This is a genomic window from Burkholderia sp. Bp9031 (assembly GCF_003857965.1).
In the GTDB taxonomy this organism is placed as follows: Bacteria; Pseudomonadota; Gammaproteobacteria; order Burkholderiales; family Burkholderiaceae; genus Burkholderia; species Burkholderia ambifaria_A.
In genome coordinates, this window is sequence record NZ_QTPW01000005.1 from 129,890 (window position 1) to 156,054 (window position 26,165).

The 26,165-nt window shown below is 69.6% G+C and carries 24 protein-coding genes; 6 read left to right on the plus strand and 18 right to left on the minus strand.

Going from position 1 to position 26,165, the window contains the following annotated elements; genetic code table 11:
- Positions 1 to 103: 103 nt before the first annotated feature.
- Positions 104 to 1,078: a D-2-hydroxyacid dehydrogenase gene (locus DIE15_RS08925; RefSeq protein WP_124832998.1), complete on the plus strand. Its 975-nt coding sequence runs from the start codon at positions 104 to 106 to the stop codon at positions 1,076 to 1,078.
- A gap of 247 nt (positions 1,079 to 1,325) precedes the next feature.
- On the opposite strand, the gene DIE15_RS08930 is transcribed toward DIE15_RS08925, so the two are convergent.
- The 6 genes from DIE15_RS08930 to DIE15_RS08955 form a co-directional block, all read right to left on the minus strand.
- A complete protein-coding gene (locus DIE15_RS08930; protein WP_014897011.1) occupies positions 1,326 to 1,538 on the minus strand; it encodes a hypothetical protein in 213 nt (70 codons plus the stop codon).
- A gap of 403 nt (positions 1,539 to 1,941) precedes the next feature.
- Complete coding sequence (locus tag DIE15_RS08935) at positions 1,942 to 2,379, minus strand: hypothetical protein (RefSeq protein WP_057928951.1); 438 nt, start codon at positions 2,377 to 2,379, stop codon at positions 1,942 to 1,944.
- Positions 2,380 to 2,567: 188 nt separating this feature from the next.
- A complete protein-coding gene (locus tag DIE15_RS08940) occupies positions 2,568 to 3,491 on the minus strand; it encodes an ABC transporter permease (RefSeq protein WP_057928952.1) in 924 nt (307 codons plus the stop codon).
- Complete coding sequence (locus DIE15_RS08945) at positions 3,491 to 4,363, minus strand: ABC transporter permease (RefSeq protein WP_057928975.1); 873 nt, start codon at positions 4,361 to 4,363, stop codon at positions 3,491 to 3,493. The genes DIE15_RS08940 and DIE15_RS08945 overlap by 1 nt, the downstream gene beginning before the upstream one ends.
- Positions 4,364 to 4,409: 46 nt before the next feature.
- Complete coding sequence (locus DIE15_RS08950) at positions 4,410 to 5,489, minus strand: ABC transporter ATP-binding protein (protein WP_124832999.1); 1,080 nt, start codon at positions 5,487 to 5,489, stop codon at positions 4,410 to 4,412.
- Positions 5,490 to 5,538: 49 nt separating this feature from the next.
- Positions 5,539 to 6,705, minus strand: coding sequence for an ABC transporter substrate-binding protein (locus DIE15_RS08955; RefSeq protein ID WP_057928954.1), 1,167 nt, complete (start codon positions 6,703 to 6,705; stop codon positions 5,539 to 5,541).
- Between DIE15_RS08955 and DIE15_RS08960 the strand changes: the two genes are divergently transcribed.
- A complete protein-coding gene (locus tag DIE15_RS08960; protein ID WP_124833000.1) occupies positions 6,704 to 6,895 on the plus strand; it encodes a hypothetical protein in 192 nt (63 codons plus the stop codon). The two genes, DIE15_RS08955 and DIE15_RS08960, sit on opposite strands and share 2 nt — an antisense overlap.
- An 88-nt stretch (positions 6,896 to 6,983) precedes the next feature.
- On the opposite strand, the gene DIE15_RS08965 is transcribed toward DIE15_RS08960, so the two are convergent.
- The 6 genes from DIE15_RS08965 to DIE15_RS08990 all read right to left on the minus strand — a co-directional run bounded on the left by DIE15_RS08965 (position 6,984) and on the right by DIE15_RS08990 (position 13,067).
- Positions 6,984 to 7,565 carry an alpha/beta hydrolase gene (locus DIE15_RS08965; RefSeq protein ID WP_057928955.1) on the minus strand — a complete coding sequence of 194 codons (582 nt, stop codon included), beginning with the start codon at positions 7,563 to 7,565 and terminating at the stop codon, positions 6,984 to 6,986.
- A 32-nt stretch (positions 7,566 to 7,597) separates the two neighbouring features.
- Complete coding sequence (locus DIE15_RS08970) at positions 7,598 to 8,926, minus strand: MFS transporter (protein WP_124833001.1); 1,329 nt, start codon at positions 8,924 to 8,926, stop codon at positions 7,598 to 7,600.
- Positions 8,927 to 9,088: 162 nt separating this feature from the next.
- Entirely contained in the window at positions 9,089 to 10,144 is a 1,056-nt protein-coding gene (locus tag DIE15_RS08975; RefSeq protein WP_124833002.1) for a 3-keto-5-aminohexanoate cleavage protein, read from the minus strand.
- A gap of 123 nt (positions 10,145 to 10,267) precedes the next feature.
- Positions 10,268 to 11,116 (minus strand): TauD/TfdA family dioxygenase, encoded by an 849-nt coding sequence (locus tag DIE15_RS08980; protein WP_057928958.1) that lies wholly within the window; start codon positions 11,114 to 11,116, stop codon positions 10,268 to 10,270.
- A 10-nt stretch (positions 11,117 to 11,126) separates the two neighbouring features.
- On the minus strand, positions 11,127 to 12,107 hold the full coding sequence (locus DIE15_RS08985; protein WP_124833003.1) for a quinone oxidoreductase: 981 nt from the start codon (positions 12,105 to 12,107) through the stop codon (positions 11,127 to 11,129).
- Between the two features lie 33 nt (positions 12,108 to 12,140).
- Positions 12,141 to 13,067: a universal stress protein gene (locus DIE15_RS08990; RefSeq protein ID WP_124833004.1), complete on the minus strand. Its 927-nt coding sequence runs from the start codon at positions 13,065 to 13,067 to the stop codon at positions 12,141 to 12,143.
- Positions 13,068 to 13,321: 254 nt separating this feature from the next.
- On the opposite strand from DIE15_RS08990, the gene DIE15_RS08995 reads away from it, so the two are divergent.
- The 3 genes from DIE15_RS08995 to DIE15_RS09005 all read left to right on the plus strand — a co-directional run bounded on the left by DIE15_RS08995 (position 13,322) and on the right by DIE15_RS09005 (position 18,323).
- Positions 13,322 to 16,015, plus strand: coding sequence for a LuxR C-terminal-related transcriptional regulator (locus tag DIE15_RS08995; RefSeq protein ID WP_124833005.1), 2,694 nt, complete (start codon positions 13,322 to 13,324; stop codon positions 16,013 to 16,015).
- Positions 16,016 to 16,268: 253 nt separating this feature from the next.
- Positions 16,269 to 17,393, plus strand: a complete 1,125-nt coding sequence (locus DIE15_RS09000) for a porin (protein ID WP_124833006.1) — start codon at positions 16,269 to 16,271, stop codon at positions 17,391 to 17,393.
- Between the two features lie 225 nt (positions 17,394 to 17,618).
- On the plus strand, positions 17,619 to 18,323 hold the full coding sequence (locus tag DIE15_RS09005) for a glutathione S-transferase N-terminal domain-containing protein (RefSeq protein ID WP_124833007.1): 705 nt from the start codon (positions 17,619 to 17,621) through the stop codon (positions 18,321 to 18,323).
- A 124-nt stretch (positions 18,324 to 18,447) separates the two neighbouring features.
- On the opposite strand, the gene DIE15_RS09010 is transcribed toward DIE15_RS09005, so the two are convergent.
- Positions 18,448 to 18,960 carry a MarR family winged helix-turn-helix transcriptional regulator gene (locus DIE15_RS09010; RefSeq protein ID WP_057928964.1) on the minus strand — a complete coding sequence of 171 codons (513 nt, stop codon included), beginning with the start codon at positions 18,958 to 18,960 and terminating at the stop codon, positions 18,448 to 18,450.
- Positions 18,961 to 19,090: 130 nt separating this feature from the next.
- Here DIE15_RS09010 and DIE15_RS09015 point away from each other — a divergent pair, with 130 nt between their 5' ends.
- Positions 19,091 to 20,287, plus strand: coding sequence for an MFS transporter (locus DIE15_RS09015; protein ID WP_124833008.1), 1,197 nt, complete (start codon positions 19,091 to 19,093; stop codon positions 20,285 to 20,287).
- A gap of 620 nt (positions 20,288 to 20,907) precedes the next feature.
- Here the strand turns inward: DIE15_RS09015 and DIE15_RS09020 are convergent.
- From DIE15_RS09020 to DIE15_RS09040, 5 genes are all read right to left on the minus strand, one after another.
- On the minus strand, positions 20,908 to 22,044 hold the full coding sequence (locus tag DIE15_RS09020) for an IS110 family transposase (RefSeq protein ID WP_057928810.1): 1,137 nt from the start codon (positions 22,042 to 22,044) through the stop codon (positions 20,908 to 20,910).
- A 288-nt stretch (positions 22,045 to 22,332) separates the two neighbouring features.
- Positions 22,333 to 23,061, minus strand: a complete 729-nt coding sequence (gene cobM, locus DIE15_RS09025) for a precorrin-4 C(11)-methyltransferase (RefSeq protein WP_057924481.1) — start codon at positions 23,059 to 23,061, stop codon at positions 22,333 to 22,335.
- Between the two features lie 41 nt (positions 23,062 to 23,102).
- A complete protein-coding gene (locus DIE15_RS09030; RefSeq protein ID WP_124833009.1) occupies positions 23,103 to 23,834 on the minus strand; it encodes a cobalt-precorrin-6A reductase in 732 nt (243 codons plus the stop codon).
- Positions 23,831 to 24,919, minus strand: coding sequence for a cobalt-precorrin-5B (C(1))-methyltransferase (locus DIE15_RS09035; RefSeq protein ID WP_124833010.1), 1,089 nt, complete (start codon positions 24,917 to 24,919; stop codon positions 23,831 to 23,833). Before DIE15_RS09035 ends, DIE15_RS09030 begins: the two co-directional genes overlap by 4 nt.
- A complete protein-coding gene (locus DIE15_RS09040; protein ID WP_057924478.1) occupies positions 24,919 to 26,154 on the minus strand; it encodes a bifunctional cobalt-precorrin-7 (C(5))-methyltransferase/cobalt-precorrin-6B (C(15))-methyltransferase in 1,236 nt (411 codons plus the stop codon). Before DIE15_RS09040 ends, DIE15_RS09035 begins: the two co-directional genes overlap by 1 nt.
- Positions 26,155 to 26,165: the final 11 nt, after the last annotated feature.

Below are 26,165 nucleotides of genomic sequence, written 5' to 3' on the forward strand. Positions count from 1 at the left end.
TGCGGGAAAGCGCACTCGCGCAACGATCAAGCCCGATCCCGCGGGCCGTCGGCAGAATCATTGCCGTTGCGCGCCCGCCGGGCGCCCGTCAGCGAGGCCCGCCATGTTTTCCAGCTGTTCACCCGCGAAGATCGTGTTTCTCGACCGCGCGACGCTGTCGCCGCAGACCGTGCTGAAGCCGTTCCCGTTTCCGCACACGCTCCAGACCTTCGAACGGACGGCCCCGCGCGAAGTGGCCGCGCGCATCGGCCACGCGGACATCGTCGTGACCAACAAGGTCCGGCTCGACGCGGCGATGCTCGACGCCGCGCCGCATATGCGGATGGTCGCGATCGCCGCGACGGGCACCGACATCGTCGATCTCGACGCGTGCGCGGCGCGCGGCATCGTCGTCAGCAACATTCGCGGGTATGCGGCGCGCACGGTGCCCGAGCACACGTTCGCGCTGATCTTTGCCTTGCGGCGCAGCCTCGTCGCGTATCGCGATGCGGTGCGCGCGGGACGCTGGCTCGACAGCGGACAGTTCTGCTTCTTCGATCATCCGATCCGCGATCTGGCCGGCTCGACCCTCGGGATCGTCGGCGACGGCGTGCTCGGTCGGGCCGTGGCCGCCATCGCGCGTGCGCTCGACATGCGCGTGCTGTTCGCCGCGCACGGCGATGCGCGGGGCGGCGACCATGTGCCGCTCGACACGCTGCTGCGCGACAGCGACGTGATCACGCTGCATTGCCCGCTCACGCCGGCGACCCGGGACCTGATCGACGCGGCCGCCTTCGCGCGGATGGCACGCCGGCCGTTGCTGATCAACACGGCGCGCGGCGGGCTGGTAGACGAAAGCGCGCTCGTCGATGCGCTGCAGTCGGGGCAGATCGCGGGCGCGGGCTTCGACGTGGTCACGCAGGAGCCGCTGCCGGCCGCACATCCGTTTCACGCGATCCTGTCGCATCCGGCATTCATCCTGACGCCGCATGTCGCGTGGGCGAGCGACGAGGCGATGCAGACGCTGGCCGACCAGCTCGTCGACAACGTCGCGGCGTTTGCGAGCGGCGAACCGCGGCATGTCGTGACGGCCGGTTGAGCGCGGCAGGCGGCAGTATGCTGCGCCGGCCATCGGCAGCGATGCGCGGGACGTGAGGATGTGAAGACAGGAAGACGCGTTGCGGGCAGGACGCCGCAGCGGAATCGGAGAATCGGGGAAGCGGCGGTCAGGCGACGCGCGACCGGAACCGGTGCGCGCGAGTGCGCGATGCGCGCCGCCGGCGCGTGTCGGCCATCGGCCGCGCGTCGGCGGGAATCAGCGGGAATGCGTCAGCGGGAGGCGAGGCTCAGTAAGCGGACATCTCGACGCAAGGATCGACCTTGGACGGCGAGCAGATGACCGAATACTTGGCGCTTTCGCGCATCAGCGCTTCGCCTTCGTGCAGCGCGATCTTGATCTCGGGATGACGCTCGTACGCGAGGAATGCGGAGCAGACGACCGCGGACATCACGACGAGGGAAAATACAAACTTTTCAAGGGATTGGAAACGTTCGGGCATGGTTCGACCTTTCTTCTAGGCCGTGATTATAGCGCGAATTAAGGGTTTTCCCTATATGTCGGTCCGCATACCGAGGATGGGGTCGATCGATATCCGGCCGCGTTTGCCCCTTTTTCTCTGCTCACGCCATCCGTGCCGCCGACGCGCATGTCGAGCAATCGTGCGGGATTGGCGGATGCCGACGGCTCGACCGCGTCGGGTCGCCCGGCGCAGACCGCACCGATGACGGTGCGGTCGGTGGCGGCCGCCGACCGCAGCGTGACCCGCACGGCGGCACGCGGGCCGTTGCCGCCATGGTCAGCGGTTCGCCGGGCGCCGGTGTCGGAATAAGGACGGTGCGGCCCCCGCTCGCCGGGACCGTACTCGGAAGGAAGAAAGCGCGACGAAGCCCGTCGCGCACGCGTTACTGCGGCGCCGACGCGCCGCTGGCCGCATTGCCCGGCCACGCCTTGCCGATCCTGTCGATCAGCGACTTGGCGGCGCCCGTCGCGATCGCGGCGTCGACGCCCGAGGTCTGCCACGAACCGTCGGCGGCCTTGACGAAGGTGAGGTTCGCGCGCGACGGCGCGTAATCGCTGTTGCGCCACGTGACCACGACGTTGCACGTATAGGTGCGTTCGCCGACCTTCTTGCAGTCGCCGTCGGGCTTCGCCGAGATCACGTCGGCCGACACGGGCAGCGGCTGGCCGAACAGCGCGTTCAGGCCGCCGTGGTTTTCCGCTTCGAGCGCGCGGCGCACCGCGGCGTCGACGTCGCTCGATCCGGGGCCGTCGTGGAGCAGGTTGCAGGCGGTGAGCAGCGTGGCGGCACAGCCGAGCGTCAGCAGCGTGGGAAACTTCATGGCACTCCGTGAATCCGGTGAACGTCGGGCGGCATGCTGCGATGCGAGTGAACGCATCACCGAGCCGGTACGCCGCGTAGTCTGCAACGTCCGCGCGTCGTTCGCGGTATCCATTTGTAACCAATTGCACGGATGCGGGCGGCCGAACGGACGGCCCGTGCGCCGCGCCCCGCCGCTGGTGTCCGCGCTTACTGCCGCTCCTGCTTCACGCGGCTGACCAATTGCGTCGGGCTCACGAACTGCAGCGCGATCACGACCCACACGAGCGTGATGGCCATGTAGATCATCGCCATCGCGTCGATCGACTGCGGCGCGCGCACGCCGGTCGAGAACACCGCGTAATACAGCGCGACGACGAGCGTCTGCGTGCTCGGGCCCGCGGTGAAGAAGGTCAGCTCGAACATCCCGATCGTGCGCACCAGCACGAGCAGCCCGGCCGCGAGCATGCCGGGCACCAGCAGCGGCAGCAGCACGTAGCGGAAATAGCGCCACGTGTTCGCGCCGAAGATGCGCGCGGCGGCCTCGAGATTCGGGTCGATCTGCTCGATGAACGGCGTCATCACGAGGATCACGAACGGCAGCGCCGGTACGAGATTCGCGAGGATCACGCCCGGCAGCGTGCCGGCGAGCCCGACCTTGTACATCACGGTCGCCATCGGAATCCCGTACGTGACGGGCGGCACCATCAGCGGCAGCAGGAATACCAGCAGCGCGAAGCGCTTGCCGCGGAACCGCACGCGCGCGAGCGCATAGGCGGCCGGCACGCCGAGCGCGACCGACAGCAGCACGACCGCGCCGACCACTTCGAGCGTCACCCACAGCACGCTCGCGAGCTGGAAGTCTTCCCACGCTTTCGCGTACCAGTGCAGCGTGAAGCCCTGCGGCAGCGGCGTGCCGAACCAGCGCGTCGCGACCGAGTTCACCGCGACGGTCGCGATCAGCAGCATCACGTTCAGCAGGAAGAACGCCATCAGCCCCCAGACGAGTGCCTTCCAGGCCCGGCCGGCGAGGTTGCTTCTCATCTTCCGCGGTGTCCTCGCGTTGACGGGGCGTGCATCGGGCGCGTCCTGCTTCGGCGGCCAGGCCGGCGCGGCATGATTGTCGGTCGCCATCAGCCCTTGCCCCCTGTCACCGGCCCCGTATAGAAGAAGCGGCGCGCACCGAGCATCGACGCGACCACCAGCAACTGCACGAAACCCATCACGATCGCGATCGCCGATGCGAGCGAATAGTCGTAGCTCTCGAACGCGGCTTCGGCCGCCGCGATCGAGATCACGCGCGTCGGCCCGGCCGGCGCGCCGAGCAGCACGGCCGACGGGAACACCGAGAACGCCTGCACGAACGACAGGCACGCGGCCATCGTGAGCCCCGGCACGAGCAGCGGCAGGTAGATCTGCCGGAACTGCTGCCACGGGTTCGCGCCGAGCGTGGCCGCGGCGCGCGCGAGCGTCGGGTCGATGCCGCTGATGTATGACAGCATCAGCAGGAACGCGAACGGAAAGCCCGACACGATCAGCGACAGCAGCACACCCCAGTAGTTGTGCGTGAGGCGCACTTCGTCGGTGTACAGGTGCAGCCCCTGCAGCGCCTGCGGGAACCAGCCGTTCGGGCCGAAATACGTGAGCATCCCGTCGGCGACGAGCACCGTGCCGAGCGTGACCGGAATCACGAGCAGCGTCGTGACGAACTTCTGGTACGGCGAGTTGCGGCGCAACGCGAACGCGACGGGCACCGAGATGCCGACGTTGAGCAGCGTCGCCGGCACCGCGAGCTTCAGCGTGACGAGCACGGTCGGCCACATCGCGGTGTCGGTGAAGAACTGCACGTAGTTCGCGAGCGCGCCGCCGCCGTTCATCGGCTGGAACGACAGCACGAGGCCGTAGGCGAACGGATAGATGAACAGCGCGACGATGAACGCGAGCGCGGGCGTGACGAGCCATGCCTTCGCGTCGCGCGGCGTGCCGCCGGTCGCGAGCGTGCTCATGCGGCCTCCCGGGGGCGTGCGGCCGCGCGCGCGGCGCGGTGGCCGTTCATTGCGCGTCTCCCGCATAGACGAGCGTGCGTGCCGGCGCCACGCGCAGCCGCAGCCGCTCGCCTTCCGCGAATTCGCCGGCGACCCGCGCCCAGATCGGCCCGAACGGCGTGATCGCGCGGATCAGCGAATCGCGGCCGCCGTACTCGACCGTTTCGACGGTCGCGTCGAATGCATTGTCGGCGCCGTCTTCCGCGCGCTCGATGTCGTCGGGGCGCAGCGCGACCACGACGTCCTTGCCGTCGAAGCCGGCCATCGGCACGCCGGTGACGCGCACGCCGGCGGCGGTGACGTTCACGTAGTCGCCGGCCATCCCTTCGAGCGTGAACGGCAGCACGTTGCGATAGCCCATGAAGCGCGCGACGTGCAGGTTGTGCGGGCGCGTGTACACGTCCTTCGGCGACGCGACTTGCTGCACGACGCCCTCCTTCATCACGACGATCCGGTCGGCCATCGACAGCGCCTCGTCCTGGTCGTGCGTCACGTAGATCGTCGCGCGTTCGAGTTGCGTGTGGATGCGGCGGATCTCGGCGCGCATCTCGATGCGCAGCTTCGTGTCGAGGTTCGACAGCGGCTCGTCCATCAGCACCAGCGGCGGCTCGATGACGATCGCGCGCGCGATCGCGACGCGCTGCTGCTGCCCGCCCGACAGCTGCCCGGGCAGCTTGCCCTCGTGGCCGACGAGTTGCACGAGTTCGAGCGCCTGCTGCGCGCGCCGCCGCGTGTCCTGCTTCGGCACGCCGCGCATCTTCAGCCCGAAGCCGACGTTGTCGAGCACCGACATGTGCGGGAACAGCGCGTAGTTCTGGAACACCATCCCGAAGCCGCGGCGCTCGGGCGGCAGCACGTCGATGCGCGTGTCGTCGAGCCAGATGCCGCCGCTCGTGAGCGGCTGCAGCCCGGCGATGCAGTTCAGCGCGGTCGACTTGCCGCAACCCGACGGGCCGAGCAGCGCGATGAACTCGCCGCGCCTGATGTCGAGATCGAGCCCGTTCAGCGCGGCGACCTGTGCGCCCTCCGCATTGGTGAAGCTGCGGCACACGCCGTCGAGCCGCAACCGTTCGAAACTGTGCTTCATTACGCGAACTCCGTCGGCGCGGGCGCCGCGGCGCCCGCGGGTTCATGCGTCATTTCGATTTCTGCGAACCGATCTCGCGGTCCCACTTCTGGAACGCGGCGACCATCGCCTGCGCGTTGAGCGGCTGCACGTGCGGACGATCCGCGAGCAGCTTCGCGTACTCGGGGCGGCCGAACTTCCTGATCACGTCCTGGCTGTGCGCGGGCGCCATCTCGAGCGTCACGCCCTTCACCGCCGGGCCCGGATAGAAGTAGCCGTCGTCGTAGGTCATCGCCTGCTGCGCCGGTTCGAGCAGGAAGTTCATCAGCTTGAACAGCACGTCGAGCTTGTCCTTCGGCACGCCCTTGGGGATCACCATGTAGTGCGCATCGTTGACCCACGTCATGTTGTCGAACGCCTGGATCCGGAATTCGGCCGGCACGATGCCGAGCGCGCGCGGGTTCAGGTCCCAGCCGGTGACGGTCACGGTCATGTCGCGCGTGCCCTCGCCGAGTTCCTTCATCACGGCCGACGTGCCGCCCGGGTAATACGGGACGCAGTCGTTGAGCTGCTTCAGGAACGCCCAGGTCTTGTCCCAGCCGTTGATCGGGTCCTGCGGGTTCTTGTCGCCGAGCACGTAGGGCAGCCCCATCAGGAACGTGCGGCCGGGGCCCGAGTTCGCGGGGCGCGCGTAGATCAGCTTGTTCGGGTGCGCCTTGCACCATGCGAGCAGCTGGGCAGGCGTCTTCGGCGGGTCGCTGACCTTCGCCGGGTTGTATTCGAGCAGCGGGCCGGCCGGCATGTAGGTGACTTCGAGGCCGAAGCCCTGCGCGACATCCTGCATCTTGCGGGGGCCGGGCGCGTACTTGTCGAGCACGCCGGGGAACGCGCCCGCGTTGTCGGGCAGCAGCTTCAGCCACAGGTTCTGCTCGATGCCGGCGGCCAGCGCGTCGGTGCCCGTCAGCACGAGGTCGATGTCGGCGCGCCCCGCCGCCTGCATCGCCTTGATCTTGCCCGGCAGCTGCGGCGCGGGCGCGTTCGTGAACGTGACGTTCGCGACGAGGTTCGGGTTCTTTTCCTTGAACGCTTCGATGGCCTTCTGCGTGAGTTGCAGGTTGCCCGCGACGTCGACGACATTCAGCGACACCGGGGCCGCGACGGCGGCCGCGGCCGGCAACGTCAGGCTTAGCGCCAGGGCGATCCGGCGAACACGGCGCGCGATCGTGGTTGTGTTCATGTCTCCTCGCTTCGGTCGGTGGATGGGACCTTTCTTTCAGGAAATCATGACGGTGTTATACGATGTCGGTCAACAAAAAACCGAGCGGCGCGGGGCGGGAATTTCCCTAACAAAAACCTTCCTTTTATCGGTGATTTGCCGATTGACCGATTTCATGGCGCGCTGGGGCAACGGCGGCATGGTGTGTTAGGACGTCGTATATCGGCAGGCGCTGAAATGGAACTGGTTTGCACAGCCGCGCCGGCATGAAATCCTGCGCGGCGCGCTGCAGACGGCGCTCAGTCCGCACGCAGCGCGATCACCTCCCCGATCAGCCGCTCCGCGTCACGCCACTCGCCATACCCGGACGCCGGGTTCAGGTGGCCGACCTCGCCGAGATCGACAAGCTGGCTGCCCCACCCTGCCGCGAGCGTTTCGGCGCGTTCGAAGCGCGCAAGCGGGTCGTTGCGGCTCGCGGCCACGATGCTCGGAAACGGCAGCGGCCGGGTCGGCACCGGCGTCCAGCCGTGCGCGTCGAGCGCATCGAGGGGCGGATAGCCTGCGGGCATCGGCGTATCAAGATCGGCCGGCGCGGCAAGCAGTGCGCCGTCGATCGCACGCGTGGCCTGCTGCGCCCAATGGACGACGATCATCACGCCCGCGCTGTGCGCGACGAGAATCACGGGGCCGCCGATCTCGGCCAGCGCCGCGTCGAGCGCCGCGACCCGTGCGGCGCGGCTCAGCTTGTCGGCTTCGAGCGGCGCGACGGCGCGCGCGTTCGGCAGGCGTCGTTGCAGATGCGTCTGCCAGTGATCTTCGACGTGATCGCGCAAGCCGGGCACGATCAGGATGGTGGGCGTGGGCGCGGTCGCCAGGGTCATGCAGCCTCCGGGTGGGTTCGGTTCGGGAAAGTTCAGGAAAGACGGGATGCGCGCCGTTCGCGTTCGACGCGCGCGAGATCGGCCGCGTAGCTTGCGCGTCCGATCGCGAACAGCACGGCGGCCGCGAGCGGCACGGCGGGAATCCATTGCAGTGCGCCGACGAGGCCCGCCCGATCGGCCACCCATCCCGTCAGCAGCGGGCCCGGCGCCATGCCGAGCAGGTTGTTGGCGAGCGTGAGCGTCGCGAAGGCCGACGCGTGGATCGCGGCCGGCGTCAGGTTCGCGACCATCGCACCCGAGGCGCCGGACGCACCGGCGCCGACCAGCATCCCCGCGCAGATCAGCGCGAGCTGCAGTGGCCCGGGCGGCAGCCGGAACGCGAGCGCGAGGCACACGCCGGTCAGCACGCAGTACACGATCGCAGTCAGCCATTTGCGCGCGCCGTCGGTGCGTCCGACGCGATCGGTGACGATTCCGCAACCGACCATCCCGATGCCCGACAGCAGCACGAAGACGGCCGCGAGCACGGCGGCGCGGTCGGGCGCCATCGCGTAATAGCGGTTCAGGTAGCTCGGCAGCCATGCGAACAGCGCGCCGGGCACGAACAGGTGCAGCCCGCTGCCGACATACGCGCAGATCACCGAGCGCGACGCGAACAGCCCCGCCATCAGCACGCGCACGCTGCCGCGCAAATCGCGCGGCGCATCGGCAAGGGGCCGGCACGGTTCGACGCGGCATGCCGCAAGCCGCCGCTCGGTGACGACACCGCGGTACGCGACGAGCAGCACGATCCCGAGTGCGGCCATCACGCCGAACGACCAGCGCCAGCCGAGATGCGCGCCGACCAGCCCGCCGAGCGCCATCCCGAACACGGAGCCGAACGCGCCGCCGGCCATGAACGCGCCGGTCAGCGTCGCGCGCAAGCGCGCCGGAAAGATGCTGAGGATCAGGGCGACGCCGACGCTGCCGTACGCGGCTTCGCCGAGCCCGACGAGGCCGCGCGCCACGAGCATTTCGGTGTAGTGGGTCGACAGCGCGCAGCCGAGCGTCGCGATGCTCCACAGCGCGGCCATCAGCACGATGCTGCGCACGCGCCCGAAACGGTCGGCGAGCACCGACAGCGGAAACGTCAGCAGCCCGACCAGCAGCGCGACGACGCCGGACAGCGAACCGAGCTGCGTGTCCGACAGCCCCCACGCGTGCTTGAGCAGCGGAAACACGGCGTTGAGCACCTGCCGCGACATGTAGTCCGACAGCAGCAGGCCGACGGTCAGCCCGAACACGAGCCAGGCATAGGCCGGCGCGCGCCGGCCGGTGGCGGCCGTCTCCTGCAGCGACGGCTCGACGTGATGAATCAGCATGCGTGTCTCCTCCGGCACCGGTGCGGCAACGCGCCGGCGCGGCTTGCGCGGCCCCGCTCCGTTGACCGGAGTCGGCCCCCGCGCGACGCGCGGGGACGGGTGCCACGCCACAACGATCGGCGGGCGGCAGCCGCGAGGGCCGCCGCCCGGATGCGCGGCACGTCAGGCTGCGCGCAGCGGCACGCTCACCTGGCCCGGCCGACGGTTCGGCGCCATCCCGAGCTGCGCGAGCGTCTCGTCGATGCCGTCGTACTGCACGCCGATCCGGTAGATCGCCTTCGCTTCCTTGCCGGTCGCGATCTCGCGGCCGAGTTCGCGCGCGATCCGCACGCACTGCTCGATTTGCTGCACCGACGTCATCCGGTTGCCCTTCTGGTCGATGATCGTGTCCTCGATCCCGCAGCGCGGATGCAGCCCCAGCGCCATCGCCATCGTGTTGATCGGCAGCACGTTCTTCATCAGCGATTCGAGCGTGATGCACGCGCCGTCCGGGCAGCGCCGCACGAATTCCATGAAGTTGTACGGATTCGGGCCGTCGAAGCCGCCGCCGATGCCGACCCACGTCACGTTCAGCGGGCCGCGATAGACGCCGCGGCGGATGATTCGTTCGAGCGTCTCGAGCGCATGCATGCCGGTGAGCTGGAAATGCGGCTGGATGCCGGCCGCCTGCAGCCGGCGCAGGTGTTCGTCGACCCAGCCGGGGCCGGCCGGCACGGTCATCTCGCGGTACGCGTCCCACAGCGCGGCTTCGTTCAGCGACGTGCCGGCGATGTCCTTGCGGTTCATCAGCTCGGTGATGTTCATCTGCACCGTGTTGATCGCGACCGTCACCTGGTCGGGCTTCGGCCTGAGCTCGGCGAGCATGTGGCGCGTGTCGTCGGACAGCCATTTCGCTTCGGCACCGTCGCCTTCCGGCGCGAACGAGATCGAGCCGCCGACCTGCAGGATCATGTCGGGCACGGCGTCGCGCAGCCGGCCGAGCAGCTCGTTGAATTTCGACAGCCGCTTGCTGCCCTTGCCGTCGAGCTCGCGCACGTGCAGGTGCAGCACCGTCGCACCCGCGTTGTAGCAGTCGACGGCCTTCTGCACGTGTTCGTCCATCGTCACCGGAATGTCTTCCGGAAAATCGGCGGGCATCCATTCGGGGCCGTACGGCGCGACCGTGATGACTACCTTGTCCTGGTTTTCCGGGTGCAGCGAATCGTCGAGAAATTGCATGTCGTCCTCCAGATGGAATCGTTGTGTTCGGGATGTACGGGCGTGCGCATCCCGTCGCGCCGGGCGGCAGGCCCGGCGCGTTGCATGGGGTTGAGAACCGGTTACGGCGCGGGTGGGCTCAGATCAGAACGGCACGTCGCCGACGATGCCCGCGCGCTCCATCCTGCGCACGCACGGCGGGTAGTCCATCACCGCGTAATGCTGGGTGCTGCGGTTGTCCCAGATCGCGACGCTGTTCTTCTTCCAGCGCCAGCGCACCTGGTATTCGGGGATAGTGGCCTGGCTGACCAGGTACTGCAGCAACTGGCCGGCGCCCGGGTTCGCGTCCTGCCCGAAGCGCACGCGCCCGGGCGTGTGGAAGTTCGTGAAATGCGTCGTGAACGCATTCACGTACAGCACCTTCTCGCCCGTCTCGGGATGCGTGCGCACGACCGGATGCTCGGCATCCGGGTACTGCGCCTTCAGCGCGAGGCGCTTGTCGATCGGCATCGCCGCGCCGAAGCTCGCCTCGATGCTGTGACGCGCGCGCAAGTCGGCGATCTGCTGCTTCACGTGCTCCGGCAGGTACTCGTACGCGAGCACCATGTTCGCCCACATCGTGTCGCCGCCGACGTCCGGCCCTTCGACACAGCGCAGCACGCAGCCGAACGGCGGCGCCACGCGCCAGCTCGCATCGCTGTGCCACGCATTCTCGTAGCGGTCGTTCGGCTGGTCGGGCGACTTGTAGATCCGCACGAGCCCCGGGTGCTCCGGATCGCTGCCGGCGACCGGATGATCCTCGAGCTCGCCGAAGCGGCGCGCGAACGCGACGTGCTCGGCGCGCGTGATGTCCTGGTCGCGCAGGAACAGCACGCGATGGCGCAGCAACTGCGTGCGGATCTCGGCGAACAGGCCGTCGTCGTGCACGGCGTCGGCGAGGCTCACGTCCAGCAGCTCCGCGCCGATCGCACAGGTCAGGGGTTCGACTCGCATGCGCGTCTCCTCAGACGATGAATACCGACGAGCCGGTCGTCTTGCGCGACTCGAGGTCGCGGTGCGCCTGCGCCGCGTCCTGCAGCGCATAACGCTGGTTGACTTCGATCCGGATGCGGCCGGCGGCGACGTGCGCGAACAGTTCGCCGGCCAGATCGTTCTTCTCGGCCGGATCGGCGATGTAGTCGGCCAGCGCCGGGCGCGTCAGGTACAGCGAGCCTTTCATCGCGAGGCGCTGCGGATCGAACGGCGGGATCGGGCCCGACGCGGTGCCGACGCAGACCATCAGCCCGCGCCGCCTCAGCGAATCGAGCGAGCCTTCGAAGGTGTCCTTGCCGACGCTGTCGAACACGACGTCGACGCCGGCGCCGCCCGTCAGTTCACGCACGCGTTTCGCGACGTCCTCGCGGCTGTAGTCGATCGTATGGTCGCAGCCGTGCGCGCGGGCGATCGCTGCCTTGTGTTCGCTCGACACGGTGCCGATCACCGTGAGCCCGAGCAGCTTCGCCCATTGCGACACGATCAGCCCGACGCCGCCCGCGGCCGCATGCAGCAGGATCGCGTCGCCCGGCGCGAACGCGTGGATGCGGCGCAACAGATACGCCGACGTGAGCCCGCGCATCGTCATCGCCGCGGCCGTTTCGCACGAAATGCCGGCCGGCAGCCTGACGAGCGGCGCGGCCGCGATCAGCCGTTCGGTGCTGTACGCGCCGAGCGTGTTGAGAAAGCCGGTGTAAGTCACGCGGTCGCCGGCGGCGACGTTCGTCACGCCGGGGCCGACTGCCTCGACCACGCCGGCTGCCTCGACGCCGATGCCGGCCGGCAGCGGAACCGGATACAGGCCGCTGCGGAAATACGTGTCGGCGAAGTTCAGGCCGACCGCCTCGTGCCGCAGGCGCACCTGGCCGGGGCCCGGATCGCCGACGTCGACTTCTTCCCAGCGCAGCACGTCAGGGCCGCCGGTTTCGTGGAATCGCACTGCATGTGCCATCTTGTTCTCCGTAGGTATTCGGTCGGATGCGCGTCACGCATCGTCGGGTTCGTTGGCGCCCGGCGGCGGCGTGGCTGCGCCGCCCGCCGGGGGCTGGTCCAGTTCGTTCCAGTCGGCGTCGCCCAGGTAGCGGCGCGCGGCCGGGAATATCACGCCTTCCATGCGTCCCATCTGCTCGAATGCGCCGCGCGCATAGACGGCGAGCGCGGCATCGAATGCGGCCGACGGCAGACCGGCGGCGGCGAGCCGCGCCAGCGCATCAAGGGCGTGCGCATCGCGGCGCCGCTGGCGATCGAGCTCGTCGAGCTCGGCCGCGGTGCTCTCCGCCCGCCTGCGCAATGCCGCAAAGAGACGGGCTTCGGCGGACGTGCCGAAGCGTGCGTCCTGCAGCGCCGCAAGCGATGCCAGCGCCGTCGGCATGCCGCTCGCGTCGGCCGTCGGCCGCCTTGTCACGTCCGCATCCTCGCTCGCCATCATCAGGGCCTGCAGCTGCTCGCCGAGCGCACGATGCGCGGCGAGACAGCGTGCCATCACGCGCACCTCGGCCGGCGCATGCCGCGCCGGGCACACGAGCACGGGCACGCCGCTCGTCGCGAGCAGCAACTGCCGTTGCACGGCTGCGGCTGCATCGGCGTCGTGCGGCAGCGCCGCGACGCCGATCAGGTCGCAGCCGAGATCGGCGGCGAGCGCGCCAGGCGACGTGTCGCCGGCCCCCGGATGGCCGGCCCCCGGATGGCCGACCCCCGCGATCGCATGCGACAGCCCCTGCGCCCGCGCAGCGGCTTCCACTTTCGCACCCTGTTCGGGCATCCGCGCTCCGGAAAAACGCGAGCCCGGCGCGGCGCCCGGCAGCACGAACGTGACCCGCGCGCCGACCGCCCGCGCCAGTTCGAGCGCATGGCCGATCGCGTCGATGCCGCCGGGCACGCCGTCGACCGTCACGAGCAGATGGCGATACATCGTGCCGCTCCGCTTATCCGGCGCTCGACGCGCTGCGTTGCGTGCCGGTCGATACGATGTTCATGGTCCCTCCTCGTCGCGTTCGTCAATTGCGTTCGTCACGCATCGGAACCCATGCTATCGACCGGGCGGCGGTGCGGCCCCACTCGTCGCGGGGGGGATTGACGCGCGAACACGGTTCGGCCGATCCTTCCCCCCACAACCACCCCGGACGCTGGCCCGCACGGCATCGCCGGAATCCGACTGCTGCCCCGATGGCCCACCCACCCGATCGCGCCGACGCGCCCCCCACCGAACTCGTGCTGAAGACGACCGCGCCGCGCGTGCCGGCGCAACTGCTCGCGCGTGCGCGGCTGAGCCTCGCCGCGCCGACGTTCGACGCCCGGCCGGTCACGCTCGTACAGGCGCCGGCCGGCTACGGCAAGACCTCGCTGCTCGCGCAATGGCGCCGCGAATCGCTCGCGCTCGGCCGCGCGGTCGTATGGCTGTCCGCCGACGAGCGCGACGACGCGCCGCGCCTGCTGCTGGGGCTCGTGCAGGCGGTGCGCACCGGTTGCGCGCGGCCCGGTTTCGGGCGCCTGGTTTCGGGCGGTGCGGCGCGCGCGCTGGAGGGGCTGACCGCGTGGCTGGCCGAAGTCGCGCAACTGTCGATCGACGCGCTGCTGATCGTCGACGATGCGGAGCGGCTGCCGGCCGCGGGCCTGGACGCGCTGACCTACGTGCTGCACAACGCGCCGCAGAACCTGCGGGTCGTCGTCGCCGCCCGGCGCGGGCTCGATCACGCGGCCGGCGACCTGCTCGCCGGCGGGCAATGCACGCTCGTGGGCCCCGACTGGCTGCGCTTCACGCTCGACGAGACGATCGCGTTGGTCGGCGCACGCTTTGCGCGGCGGGTCGACGCCGATGCGTGCGCGCGGCTGTTCGAACGCGTCGACGGCTGGCCGCTCGGGCTGCAGCTCGCGATGGCCGCGATGGCGCGCTCGGCCGATCCGCGCCAGGCCGTCGACGCGCTCGCCGCGCGCATGGACGGCACCCGCGACCGGCTCGTCGAGCTGCTGCTCGCGAACTTGTCTGCCGACGACACCGCGTTCCTGACGCGCACGAGCGTGGCCGACCGCCTGCATCCGTCGCTGTGCGCCGCGCTGCTCGACGACGCGGATGCCGCCGACCGGCTCGTGCGGCTCGCGCGCGACACGCCGCTGTTCATCGCGTCCGACGATTCCGACTGGTGCCGGCTGCATCCGCTCGTGCGCGATACGTTGCGCGACCGCCTGGCGGCGGGCCCGGACGCAGACCGCAGCGAGCTGCATGCACGCGCGGCTGCGTGGCTCGATGCGCACGGGATGACGGAGGAAGCCGCGCGCCATGCGTATGCGGCCGGCCAGGTCGAGACCGCGTACGCGCTCGCGCAGCGCTGCCTCGAGGACGCGATCAAGCAGGGCCGCATCAACGACGTGCTCGACTGGCTCGCGCTGTTGCCCGACGCGGAACTCGACAAGCGCCCGACGCTGCGGATCGCGGTCGCCTGGGCGCTGGCGCTCGGCGAGCGCCATGTCGAGGCGCAGCGTCAGATCGCCGGCATCCTGGCCGATGCCGGCACGCCGGCCGCGATGCGCTACGAATGCGCGCTGATCCTCAGCGCGGCGGCCTATTACGCCGACGAAATCGACCGTTTCGTCGAGCTGTTCGAGCCGTGGGCCGAGTTCACGCCGCCCGCGGCGACATGGCTGGCCCAGATGCATGCGAACCGCCTGTCGGCGCGCGCGATCATCGTCGGCGAACCGGCGCAGGCGCGCCGCTTCCAGCAGGCCGCGCCGCGCGGCGAGACGGCGGCCGGGTTCGGGTACGTCGCGCGCTGGGGCGAGCTGATCACCGGCCTGAGCTACCTGGGCGAAGGTCAGATCCGGCTCGCGGACGACGCGTTGTCGCCGGCACTCGCGCGCGCGGAAGCCGACCTCGGGCGCCGCCATCCGCTGACCTGCATGCTCGCGGCGATGTGCGCGGCGATCGCATACGAGTCCGATCGCGTCGACCAGGCTGCCGCGCTGCTCGCGAACCGGCTCGACGTGCTCGAGCACGCGGGCACGCCCGACACCGTGCTGCTCGGCTATCTGACGGCCGCGCGCATCGCGCTGCTGCGCGGCGTCGAGCATCGCGCGATCGACCTGCTCGAGGCGCTCGACGCAATGGGTGTCGCGCGGCGGCTGCCGCGGCTGTCGGTCGCGAGCCTCGCCGAGCAGGTGCGCATTCATGCGGCACGCTATCGCGAGGCAACCTGCCATGCGCTGGTCGAGCGGATCGACGCGATCGCCGCGGCCGAATTTCCGTCGCACGGGCCGTTGTGGCGGCGCCCCGTCGTGTTGCTGCAGGCGATGGCGCACGCGGGCGCTGCGCTTGCCGCGCGCCGCTGGGATGACGCGAGCGCGGCGCTCGACGAAGCGGCCGTACTGGCCCGCGAGATGAGCATGGGGCGCGCGCGCATCGAGATCATGGCGCTGAGTGCGTTCGCGCTCGAGCAGTCGGGGCACGGCGGTCGCGCGCGGCTCGACGAGGCGATGAACCTCGCGGACATGTTCGGCCTCACGCGCACGCTCGCCGACGCGCATCCGGCCGTCGCCGACTGGGCGCGCCGCGCCGGCGACGAGGCGGCCGCGGGCGACGGTCCCCCGCGGGCCGCGCAGCCGCAGCCGCGCATCGTGCCGCCCGCACCGCGCAGCACCGCCAGCCCGCGCGCGGTGCCGAGCGTCGTGCTGACGCCCAAGGAGCGCGCGATTCTCGAGCTGCTCGCGCGCAACCTGTCGAACAAGGAGATCGCGGTCGCGCTTGCCGTCGGCGAGGAAACCGTGAAGTGGCACCTGAAGAACCTGTTCGGCAAGCTCGACGCCAGCTCGCGCAAGCACGCGGTGCGCCGCGCGCTGGTGCTCGGGCTGCTCGAAAGCGCGCCCTGACCGCCCCCCTCTACACGTCCGTACCGGCGTTGTCCTTACCGGCCGTCGACGGCGGCATCATTGCCGCCCTCCTTCGATTCTCCGCAACCCTGCCCCCCGCGCATGGGGGGGAGCGGCCGCGCGCCGTTGCGTAGTCTTTCCGCACGGCTCGCACCGGCGTCGCATCCGACGCCTTCCCGCCTGCCTCGATGCTTCCCCGCTTCACTCGCACGGGCTCGATCCCGTGCGGTCCATTACGATCCTGGAGACTTCGATGAAGACGAAACTGGCCGCGCTCGCGGCGCTCGCCGGCTGTTCGGTGCTCGCACACGCGCAATCCTCCGTCACGCTGTACGGCGTGGTCGACACCGGCATGCTGTACCAGAGCACGTCGGCCGCGTCGTTCAGCCCGACCGCGCCGAACACCGGCAAGGTGTTCCGGATGAAGGACGGCGGCATCTATTCGAGTTTCTGGGGCATCAAGGGAAGCGAGGACCTCGGCGGCGGCTACAAGGTCAACTTCAAGCTGCAGGGCTCGTTCGACAGCGGCACCGGTAAGATGCAGCTGAGCGACACGCCCGGCGCCGTCGCGATCTTCAACCAGGTTGCGTCGCTCGGCGTGTCGGGCCCGTTCGGCACGTTCACGGCCGGCCGCCAGATCGTGCCGATGATCTACGCGATGGCCGACACCGACGTGCGCAACGCGCAGTTCTTCGGCAGCGTGCTGACCGCGTGGCTCGGCCTGAACACGGCGGCTGGCTGGCCGGGGACGAGCACCAACGGCGCGATCGGCGCGCTGTACGACAGCAATGCGCTCGTCTATCAGTCGCCGACGTTCGCGGGCGCATCGATCGCGCTCGAATACGCGCCGGGCGGTGTCGCCGGGCAGTTCCAGGGCGGCACGCGCGAATCGGTCGTGCTCAGGTATGCGAACTACGGGCTGAACGCATCGGCCGTCTACTACAACGGCCACGACACGAATCCGGCGCCGGGCACCGCGCCGACCGGCGTCGACAATAACCGCTTCGTCTATTTCGGCGCGAAATACACGATCCGCGATTTCTCGGTGTCGGCGTCGTACGGCAACGGCCGGAATCCGTCGCATGCGGACAAGGTAAACCTCGACATGCTGTCGGCGGGTGTCGGCTATCGCTTCACGCCGGCGCTGCAGGTCGCCTCCGCCGTGTACTACCTGAAGGACCGCAACCGCTCGGAGAACCGGTCGACGGCCATCGTGCTCACGGCGGACTACAGCCTGTCGAAGCGGACGATGGTCTATGCACAGGTCGGTCACGTGAACAACCGCGGCACGATGGATCAGATGCTCGCGTACGGGCAGCCGGTCGCGCCCGGGGTCGGCACGACGGCCGCGATGGTCGGGCTGCGGCACAACTTCTGACGACGCAGCCAGGCGAAGCACGGCGCGATGCGCGCGGCGGCGCTCGGGCGCGACTCGCGGCCGCCGCCTGCAGCGATCGCGGGGATCGGCTACAGTGGGCGCTTTCGGCGCGCCCCGCCCGCCCGTCGATGCGCTCGTCCCGCCCCTGCCGCCGTGTCAGGGGCTGCCGGCGACGCCCGGCAGGCCGGCGGACCGCGGATCCTCCACGTTGACGAGCGAACCTCCATGCCCGATCTGTCTGCCTTCCCGATCACGAAAAAGTGGCCTGCCCAGCATCCCGACCGTCTCCAGCTGTACTCGCTGCCGACGCCGAACGGCGTCAAGGTGTCGATCATGCTCGAGGAAACCGGCCTGCCGTACGAGCCGCACCTCGTGCGCTTCGACACCAACGACCAGCTGTCGCCCGAATTCCTGTCGCTGAACCCGAACAACAAGATCCCGGCGATCATCGATCCGAACGGCCCCGACGGCCGGCCGCTGCCGCTGTTCGAATCGGGCGCGATCCTGATCTATCTCGCCGACAAGACGGGCCAGCTGATCCCGAAGGATCTCGCCGGCCGTTACGAGACGATCCAGTGGGTGATGTTCCAGATGGGCGGCATCGGCCCGATGTTCGGTCAGGTTGGCTTCTTCCACAAGTTCGCCGGCCGCGACTATGAAGACAAGCGTCCGCGCGATCGCTACGTCGACGAGTCGAAGCGCCTGCTCGCCGTGCTCGACGCGCATCTTGCGAACCGCAAGTGGGTGATGGGCGATACGTACACGATCGCCGATATCGCGATCTTCCCGTGGGTGCGCAACCTGGTCGGGTTCTACGAGGCGGGCGACCTCGTCGGCTTCAGCGAATTCCGGAACATCGCGCGGGCGCTCGAAGCCTTCGTCGCGCGTCCGGCCGTCGTGCGCGGGCTCAACATCCCGGCACGCGACTGATCCGTGCAGCGGGCGCTGCCCGCTGTCTGCGTGGCCCGCCGCATCGCGCGGCGGGCGGCTTTCCCGCTTTCCTTCGGTGTGTCCGCATGTCCCTCGTTGCGGGCAGCAGGACGATTCGGCCGCGTTATTTTTCGGCCGGCGCCGACGCTCCTTCCCCCCATCCTGCCAGCAGCTTTTCCAGCAACGCCGAGAGTTGCGCCTGCTCCGCCTGCGACAGCGCAGCCAGCATCGCGCGCTGATTGTCGACGTGCGCGACCACCGCATCGTCGATCAGCACGCGTCCGGCGTCCGTCAGCGCGACGAGCGTGCCGCGGCCGTCGGCCGGGTTCGGCCGCCGCTCGACCCAGCCGGCCTTCTGCAGCCGGTCGATCCGTGCGGTCATTCCGCCCGACGACATCATCAGCGCGTCGTACAGCGCCGTCGGCGTCAGCGCGAACGGCGCGCCGCTGCGGCGCAGCGTCGCCAGCACGTCGAATTCGCCCGGCTGCATCCCGTAGCGCGCGAACAGCGGATTGAGACCGTCGCGTGCGATCACGAGCGCGGCTTCCTGCAGCCGCCCCATCACGAGCATCGACGACGCATCCAGATCCGGGCGCTCGATGCGCCATTGCGCGAGCGCATGCGCGGCTCGATCCATTAACCCTCCTCGGCTCACCAGTTATCTTGACGTCGAGATAAATCGGCATTTATCTTGATGTCGAGATACTTTACCTGAAAACGCATGCGCCTCGACGCAGGGGGCATGCACCGATATCGAGGGCCGTTCCATGAATCGTTTCGCCTCTCCAGGATGGCGGCTCGCCGCCGTCGTGCTGGTCGGACTGAACCTGCGGCCGGCGCTGGCCGCAATCGGTCCGCTGCTCGACATGATCCAGCGTGCGACCGGCATCGGCGACGGCGCGGCGAGCCTGCTGACCACGATCCCGATCCTGCTGATGGGCTTCGGCGCGCTGAGCGCGCGGCGGCTGCAGCGCGCGACGGGAATCGCGGGCGGCGTGTGGCTCGGCGTCGCGCTGATCGGGCTCGCCTGCGCGTCGCGCATCGGCGCGCGGCATGCGGGGCTGCTGCTGGCGAGCGCATGCTGCGCGGGCATCGGGATCGCGATGGTGCAGGCGTTGCTGCCGGGGTTCGTGAAGGCGCATTTCGCGACGCGGATCGGCGGCGCAATGGGCGTCTATTCGACGTCGATCATGGGCGGCGCGGTGTTTGCGAGCGTCGTTGCACCGTTTGCCGCGACCCGCTGGGGCTGGCTCGTCGCGCTCGCGGGCTGGGCGCTGCCGGCCGCAATCGCAGCGCTCGCGTGGCCGCTGGCCAGCCGTGGCGGCGATGCGCCGGCGTCCGGGGCGCGGCCGGCGTCAGCTTCGACGTCGGTGACGCAGGCGCGGCCGTCGCGCTCGCCGCGTGCGTGGCGGCTCGCGGTGTTCTTCGGGATCGCGACGGGCGCGTACACGCTCGTGCTGGCCTGGCTGCCGCCGTACTACATGCGGCTCGGCTGGTCGCCAACGGCTGCCGGCAGCCTGCTCGGCGGCGTGACGCTCTCGGAAGTCGTCGCGGGGCTCGCGATCTCGGCGACCATCGACCGCCTGCCCGATCGCCGGCCCATGCTGCACGCGGCGATCGCGTCGCTGCTCGCGGGGCTGCTGGTGATGCTGGCCGCGCCGCAGACGCTCGCGTTGCCGGCCGCGCTGCTGCTGGGTGCGGGCATCGGTGCGCTGTTTCCGCTGTCGTTGATCGTCACGGTCGATCATGCGGCGACGCCGGCCGATGCGGCGTCGCTGATGGGGTTCGTGCAGGGCATCGGCTATCTGATCGCGGGGCTGTTTCCGTTCGCGGCGGGCGTCGTGCGCCAGCATCTCGCCGATCTGTCGCCCGCGTGGGTCGCAATGGCTGGCCTGTGTGTGGTGCTGTTCGCGCTGGCGGCGGGTTTCGTGCCGCAGCTTGCGCGGCGCGTCGCGCCGGCCTAGGGCCTGTTCACGCTAATAACGGGCTTGCGCTGGCCCCCACGAATGATTTTTCCAAACAGGGGAACGTGCCTTTCCGCCCGCATTGCGGCGTCGTTCATCGTTGCAATAGCTACGGCTATTGCGCCTCCTCTCTCCTTGCCTTGCGGGCGGAAAGGCACGTTCGCAAGCCCGTTATTAGCGTGAACAGGCCCTTCTATGTGGAATCAGAAGTCAAGCCCCGCTCGAGATGATAATTTTGTTATACGAAGTAACTCTCTTTACCTGTTATCTACAGTCAGTTTGTGTGGGTCGCCTGCTACGAACAGACGCACGCTGCCCGTAGACAATCTGTGAATCGCAGGCTGTGACGCTGATGACCTACACTTTTTGCAGCCTGGCAAGTCAATGTCACTCAGGTCAGGGTGTCTGTTGACCGGTCAGTGCCGGGTCGACCTTCTATCCGTGCCGGCCTGGCAGGCCGGTCACCTCATGCCGCATGCGCGTAGCGCTGGCGCCACCCTGTTACCGACGCGCCCCATCTAGGTAAACGGTCACCCGCAATGGGTAACCCGAGCGTGTTCCGGGCGCGTTGACCTTTACATGCTGTCGCTGCATCTCATATGGTTCAGGCCCTCACGGTGTTAGGCCTCTCCCGACTTGAGTATGGCGCCCTCGGGGATCTCGCCGTGCTCGAGAAATCGCCACAGGGCGATCGCCAGACGCCGTGCGAGCGCCACGATACCGATGCGCCGCAGCCGCTTGCCGGTTCCGGCAAAGCGCTGGTTGAACCAGTGGCTGAGCTGGCTGCCGGGCTGCAGGCGCAGCCAGCTCCAGGCGAGCTCAACCATCAGCCACCGGCATCGTTTGTTGCCCGCCTTGCTGATGCCCTGTTCAACCTCGCTGGTGCCACTGGCGTACGGCGTGGGGGTGAGGCCGAGGCAGCCAGCCACTTCCCGGCGGTTGTGAAACTGCCGCCAGCCAAACAGTTCCCTGACCAGGGTCCACGCGCTGCCTGTACCAATGCCGACAAGCTGTGCCAGCAACGCCATGCCGGGATGTGCGCCGCTGCGTACCTGTCGGTCCTGCTGCATTTCGAGCGTTCGGATCTGTTGGCGCACCAGGGCGAGCCGCTCACATTCGCGCTCAATCTCGGCGCGCAGACCGGGCGCGAGCAGCTCACGCTGCCGGGCCCACCAGTGCATCCAGATCCGGCCGCCGACATACCTGATGCGCAGGTTGTGCAGCACTAGCAGGGAACGGATCCGGTTGGTATGCGCGGTGCGCTCATGCCGCAGGCGTTCGAGCTCCCGGTGCAGGCGCCGGTCATCTTCCTGCTCAGGCGTGGGGATGCGGGCCACCGCCCACACGCGCCGCTCGCCGGAGCGGTAGCGCATCAGCATGGAGAGCAACTTGTCGCTGTCAAGCCGGTCTGTCTTGGCCCGACGGGCACGGCGGTTCACCTCGATACTGGCCGAATCCACCACGAGATTGACGATGCCGTGTTCGGTCAGCCAGCGGTGCAGCCAGAAGCCGTCACGGCCAGCCTCATAACAGCTGTAGACCGGTGCATCGGCGCCGAGATGGCAGCGTGTCCGAGCGTTCGCGATGGCAGTGAGAACCGCCGTGGTATCACCCGCTGCGACTGTACAGCGGCTGGGCGCGCGCTGGCCATCACCCAGTGAGAGCTTCCAGTTCTTCTCGCTCAGTTCAAAAGCCATGTACAGGCGGCCACCTGCCGTCGTATTCTGCCCACGGAGGGCTGTGTCAGGCGTATCCATTTGCGTGCTCCTTCGGAGAAACGAGTGTGCAACTCCCGTTTTACTCCAGTCGGGCTTGCTGTCACTGCCCTCCCACATAGCATCTAGCGCCGATCGGCAGCAACGCGAAGGCGCATCGGTCTGGCGTCGGTCCGAATCGATGCCGGCGCGCGGTTGCCCCGTGTTACTCAGGCGCGCCGGATCGCACGGTCAGTGCCGCACGGCCAAGCGAGTCGATCAGTTGACCGGCTCGCGAGAAAACCCGTTGTCGCGATGCCTCGAAGCGCCTGGCGTTCCGCACACGCGCAATCAACCCCCGCTCGCATACAGCGTCGAATCCGCGAACCCTTCCGCATCGAGCACGCGCCCGATCAGAATCAGCGCGGTGCGCTCGATCTGCGTGCCCTGCACCTTGCCGACGATGTCGGCAAGCGTCCCGGTCACGCGTTCCTCGTCGGGCCAGCTCGCGCGATAGATCACCGCGACCGGGCACGCGGGCCCGTAATGCGGCAGCACTTCGTCGACGATCCGGGCGAGATGCCGCACGCCGAGATGGATCGCGAGCGTCGCGCGATGCGCGGCGAGCGAGCCGAGCGCTTCGCCTTCCGGCATCGTCGTCTTGCCCGCGAAGCGCGTGAGGATCACCGTCTGCGCGACGCCGGGCAGCGTCAGCTCGACGCCGAGCGTCGCCGCGCATGCGGCCGTGGCCGTCACGCCCGGTACGATTTCATATGGAATCCAGAGCGCTTTCAGCCGGCGGATCTGTTCGCCGATCGCACCGTACAGCGACGGATCGCCCGAATGCACGCGTGCCACATCCTGCCCTTTCGCATGCGCGTCGGCGAGCAGCGCGACGATCGCGTCGAGGTCGAGCTCGGCCGTATTGACGACCTGTTCCGCGCGATGGCCGTCGAGCACCGCCGGCGGCACGAGCGAGCCCGCATACAGGATCACCGGGCACGTGCGCACGAGGCGCTGGCCCTTCACCGTGATCAGCTCCGGGTCGCCAGGGCCCGCGCCGATGAAATACACCGTCATCCAGAAATCTCCGTCAATTCATGGGGCAGCCGAGCGCGGCATCACGTGCGCGCGGCCGGGTCGAGCGCGTCGAGCAGCACGGCGGCCGAGTCGAATGCGCGGTCGGCGTCGGGCAGCGGCGGCCTTTTCAGCATCACGACCGGCAGCCTGCGTTCGCGTGCGACGTCGAGCTTGGCCTCGGTAGCGGCGCCGCCGCTGTTCTTGCTGACGACGACGTCGATACCCGCGAGGGCGAACAGCGCGCGTTCGCCGTCGAGCGTGAACGGTCCGCGCGTCGCGACGATCTGCGCGCGCACGTTGCCGGGGTGCGCATCGAGGCAGCGCACCAGCCAGAACTGGTGCGGCGGGATCTCGTCGAGATGCGCGAGCGGTTCGCGGCCGAGCGTGAACAGCGGCCGCCGGAATGGCGCGAGCGCCGCCTCGATGCCGGCCCAGTCGTCGACCATCCGCCAGTCGTCGCCGTGCCCGGGCGCCCACGGCGCACGGCGCAGCGCCCACAGCGGCACGCCCGCTTCACGCGCCGCGGCCGCGGCATTTGCACTGATTTGTGCGGCATACGGATGCGTCGCGTCGATCACGAGGCCGATGCCGGCGCTGCGCAGATACGCGGCAAGCCCGGCAGCGCCGCCGAAGCCGCCAACGCGAACGTCGCAGCGCAGGTCGTCGGGCACCTTGCCGAGGCCCGCGAGGCTATAGACGTGTCGCGGGCCGAGCGCGCGTGCGATCTTCAGCGCGTCGCCGGTGCCGCCGAGCAGCAGGATGCGCGCGCTCATCGTGCACTCCCGACGAAGCGGCCCTGCCGGTCGATCGCGAACATCTCGACCGCGACCGAGGCCGGCACGATGTCGCGCGCGACCCGCAGCGCGTGCGCGCAGACGATGTCGCCGAGCGGCACGCCGCTGGCGTTCGCGAGCTTCAGCGCTTCCTGGCTGGTGTTCGACGCGCGCATCGCGGCCTGCAGCGCCTCGTTCGCGCCGGCCTCGGCCGCCCACTGCGCGAGCAGCGGCAGGTCGATGCTCGAATGCCGGCTGTGCAGGTCGAGATGGCCGGCCGCGAGCTTGCTGAGCTTGCCGAAGCCGCCGCACATCGACAGCCGTGCGATCGGCGCGCGGCGCAGGTGCTTGAGCACCGCGCCGGCAAAGTCGCCCATTTCGATCAGCGCCATGTCGGGCAGGCCGTAGTGCGCGCGCATCGCGTCCTCGCTCGCGTTGCCGGTGCACGCGGCGATGTGCGCGATCCCGTTCGCGCGGGCGACGTCGATACCCTGATGAATCGACGCGATGTACGCCGAGCACGAGAACGGCCGCACGATGCCGGTCGTGCCGAGGATCGACAATCCGCCGACGATGCCCAGCCGCGGGTTCATCGTCTTCAGCGCGAGCGCCTCGCCGCCCTCGACGCCGATCGTCACGTCGAAGCCGCCTGCATAGCCGTGTTCGGCCGCGAGCGCGTCGAGGTGCGTGGTCATCATCTGGCGCGGCACCGGATTGATCGCCGGTTCGCCGACCGCCAGCGTGAGCCCCGCGCGCGTGACCGTGCCGACGCCCGGCCCCGCATGAAAGCGCACGCCGGGCGCGGCGGACAGCGCAACGCGCGCGAAGATCAGCGCGCCGTGCGTGACGTCCGGATCGTCACCGGCGTCCTTGACAGTGCCGGCTTCCGCACCGTCGGCCGTGGCCCGGCAGAATTCGAGCCGCATCATCACGCGCTGCCCCTTCGGCAACACGATCTCGACCGCATCGTCCGCGCGACCCGCGAGCAGCAGGCGCGCGGCGGCGAGCGACGTCGCGGTCGCGCAACTGCCGGTCGTATAGCCGAAGCGCAGCGGTGCCGGTTGTTCGGGGGTTTCGTCGCGCATCACGCGAGGTCCGTGAATGCCGTTGCCGTTGAATCGGGTTTGCGCACGTCGTACAGCGTAACCGGCAACGGCTGCCGCCACGTATCGAAGCGGCCGAGCGGCTCGGCGTGCGCGAGCGACACGCGCGTGAGCGTGCCGCCATGCGCATCGCGCCACGCGGCGAGCGCCAGTTCGCCCTGCAGCGTGACCGCGTTCGCGACGAGCCGGCCGCCGGGCTTCAGCGCCGACCAGCACGCATCGAGCACGCCGGGTGCGGTCGCGCCGCCGCCGATGAAGATCGCATCGGGTGCGGCGAGCCCCGCGAGCGCATCGGGCGCGCGCCCCGCGACGAGTTGCAGGCCCGGTACGCCGAGCGCGTCGCGGTTGTGCTCGATGAAGCGCTGCCGTTCGGCATGCGACTCGATCGCGATCGCCTGGCACGACGGATGCGCGCGCATCCATTCGATGCCGATCGAGCCGCTGCCCGCGCCGACGTCCCACAGCAGTTCGCCGGGCGCGGGCGCGAGGCGCCCGAGCGTCAGCGCGCGCATGTCGCGCTTGGTGAGCTGGCCGTCGTGGCGATACGCGTCGTCGGGCAGGCCGGGCGTGAGCGCGCGGCGCGGCGCATCGGGGCCGGCCCGGCAGTCGAGCGCGACGAGATTGAGCGCGGCGGTTTCGGCGATGTGCCAGTCTTGCGCGAGGCCGTCGAGACGCCGCTCGAGCGGGCCGCCGAGGTGCTCGAACACGCTGATGCGCGTGGGACCGAAGCCGCGCGCGGCGAGTTCGGCGGCCACCGTGGCCGGCGTGCGGCCGTCGGCGCTCAGCACGAACAGGCGCCGGCCCGGCAGCAGGTGGCGCGCGAGCGTCGCGAGCGGCCGGCCGACGAGCGACACCGCGCCGACGTCCTGCAGTGGCCAGCCGAGCCGCGCGGCCGCCAGCGACAGCGACGACGGGGCGGGCAGCACGCGCCATTCGTCGGGGGAGAGTTCGCGCGCGAGCGTGGCGCCCACGCCGAACAGCATCGGGTCGCCGCTGGCGAGCACGCAGACGGGCGTGCCGCGCCGCGCGAGCAGGCCCGACAGGTCGAACGGCGACGGCCACGCTTCGCGTGCGGCCGGCAGCCGCGCGGGCAGCATGTCGAGGTGCCGCTTCGCGCCGACGACCCGCGTCGCCTCGAGCAGCGCGCGCCGCGCGCTGCGTCCGAGCCCCGCGTAGCCGTCGTCGCCGATGCCCACTACCGTCAGCCACGCCGTCATGCACCCTTCCC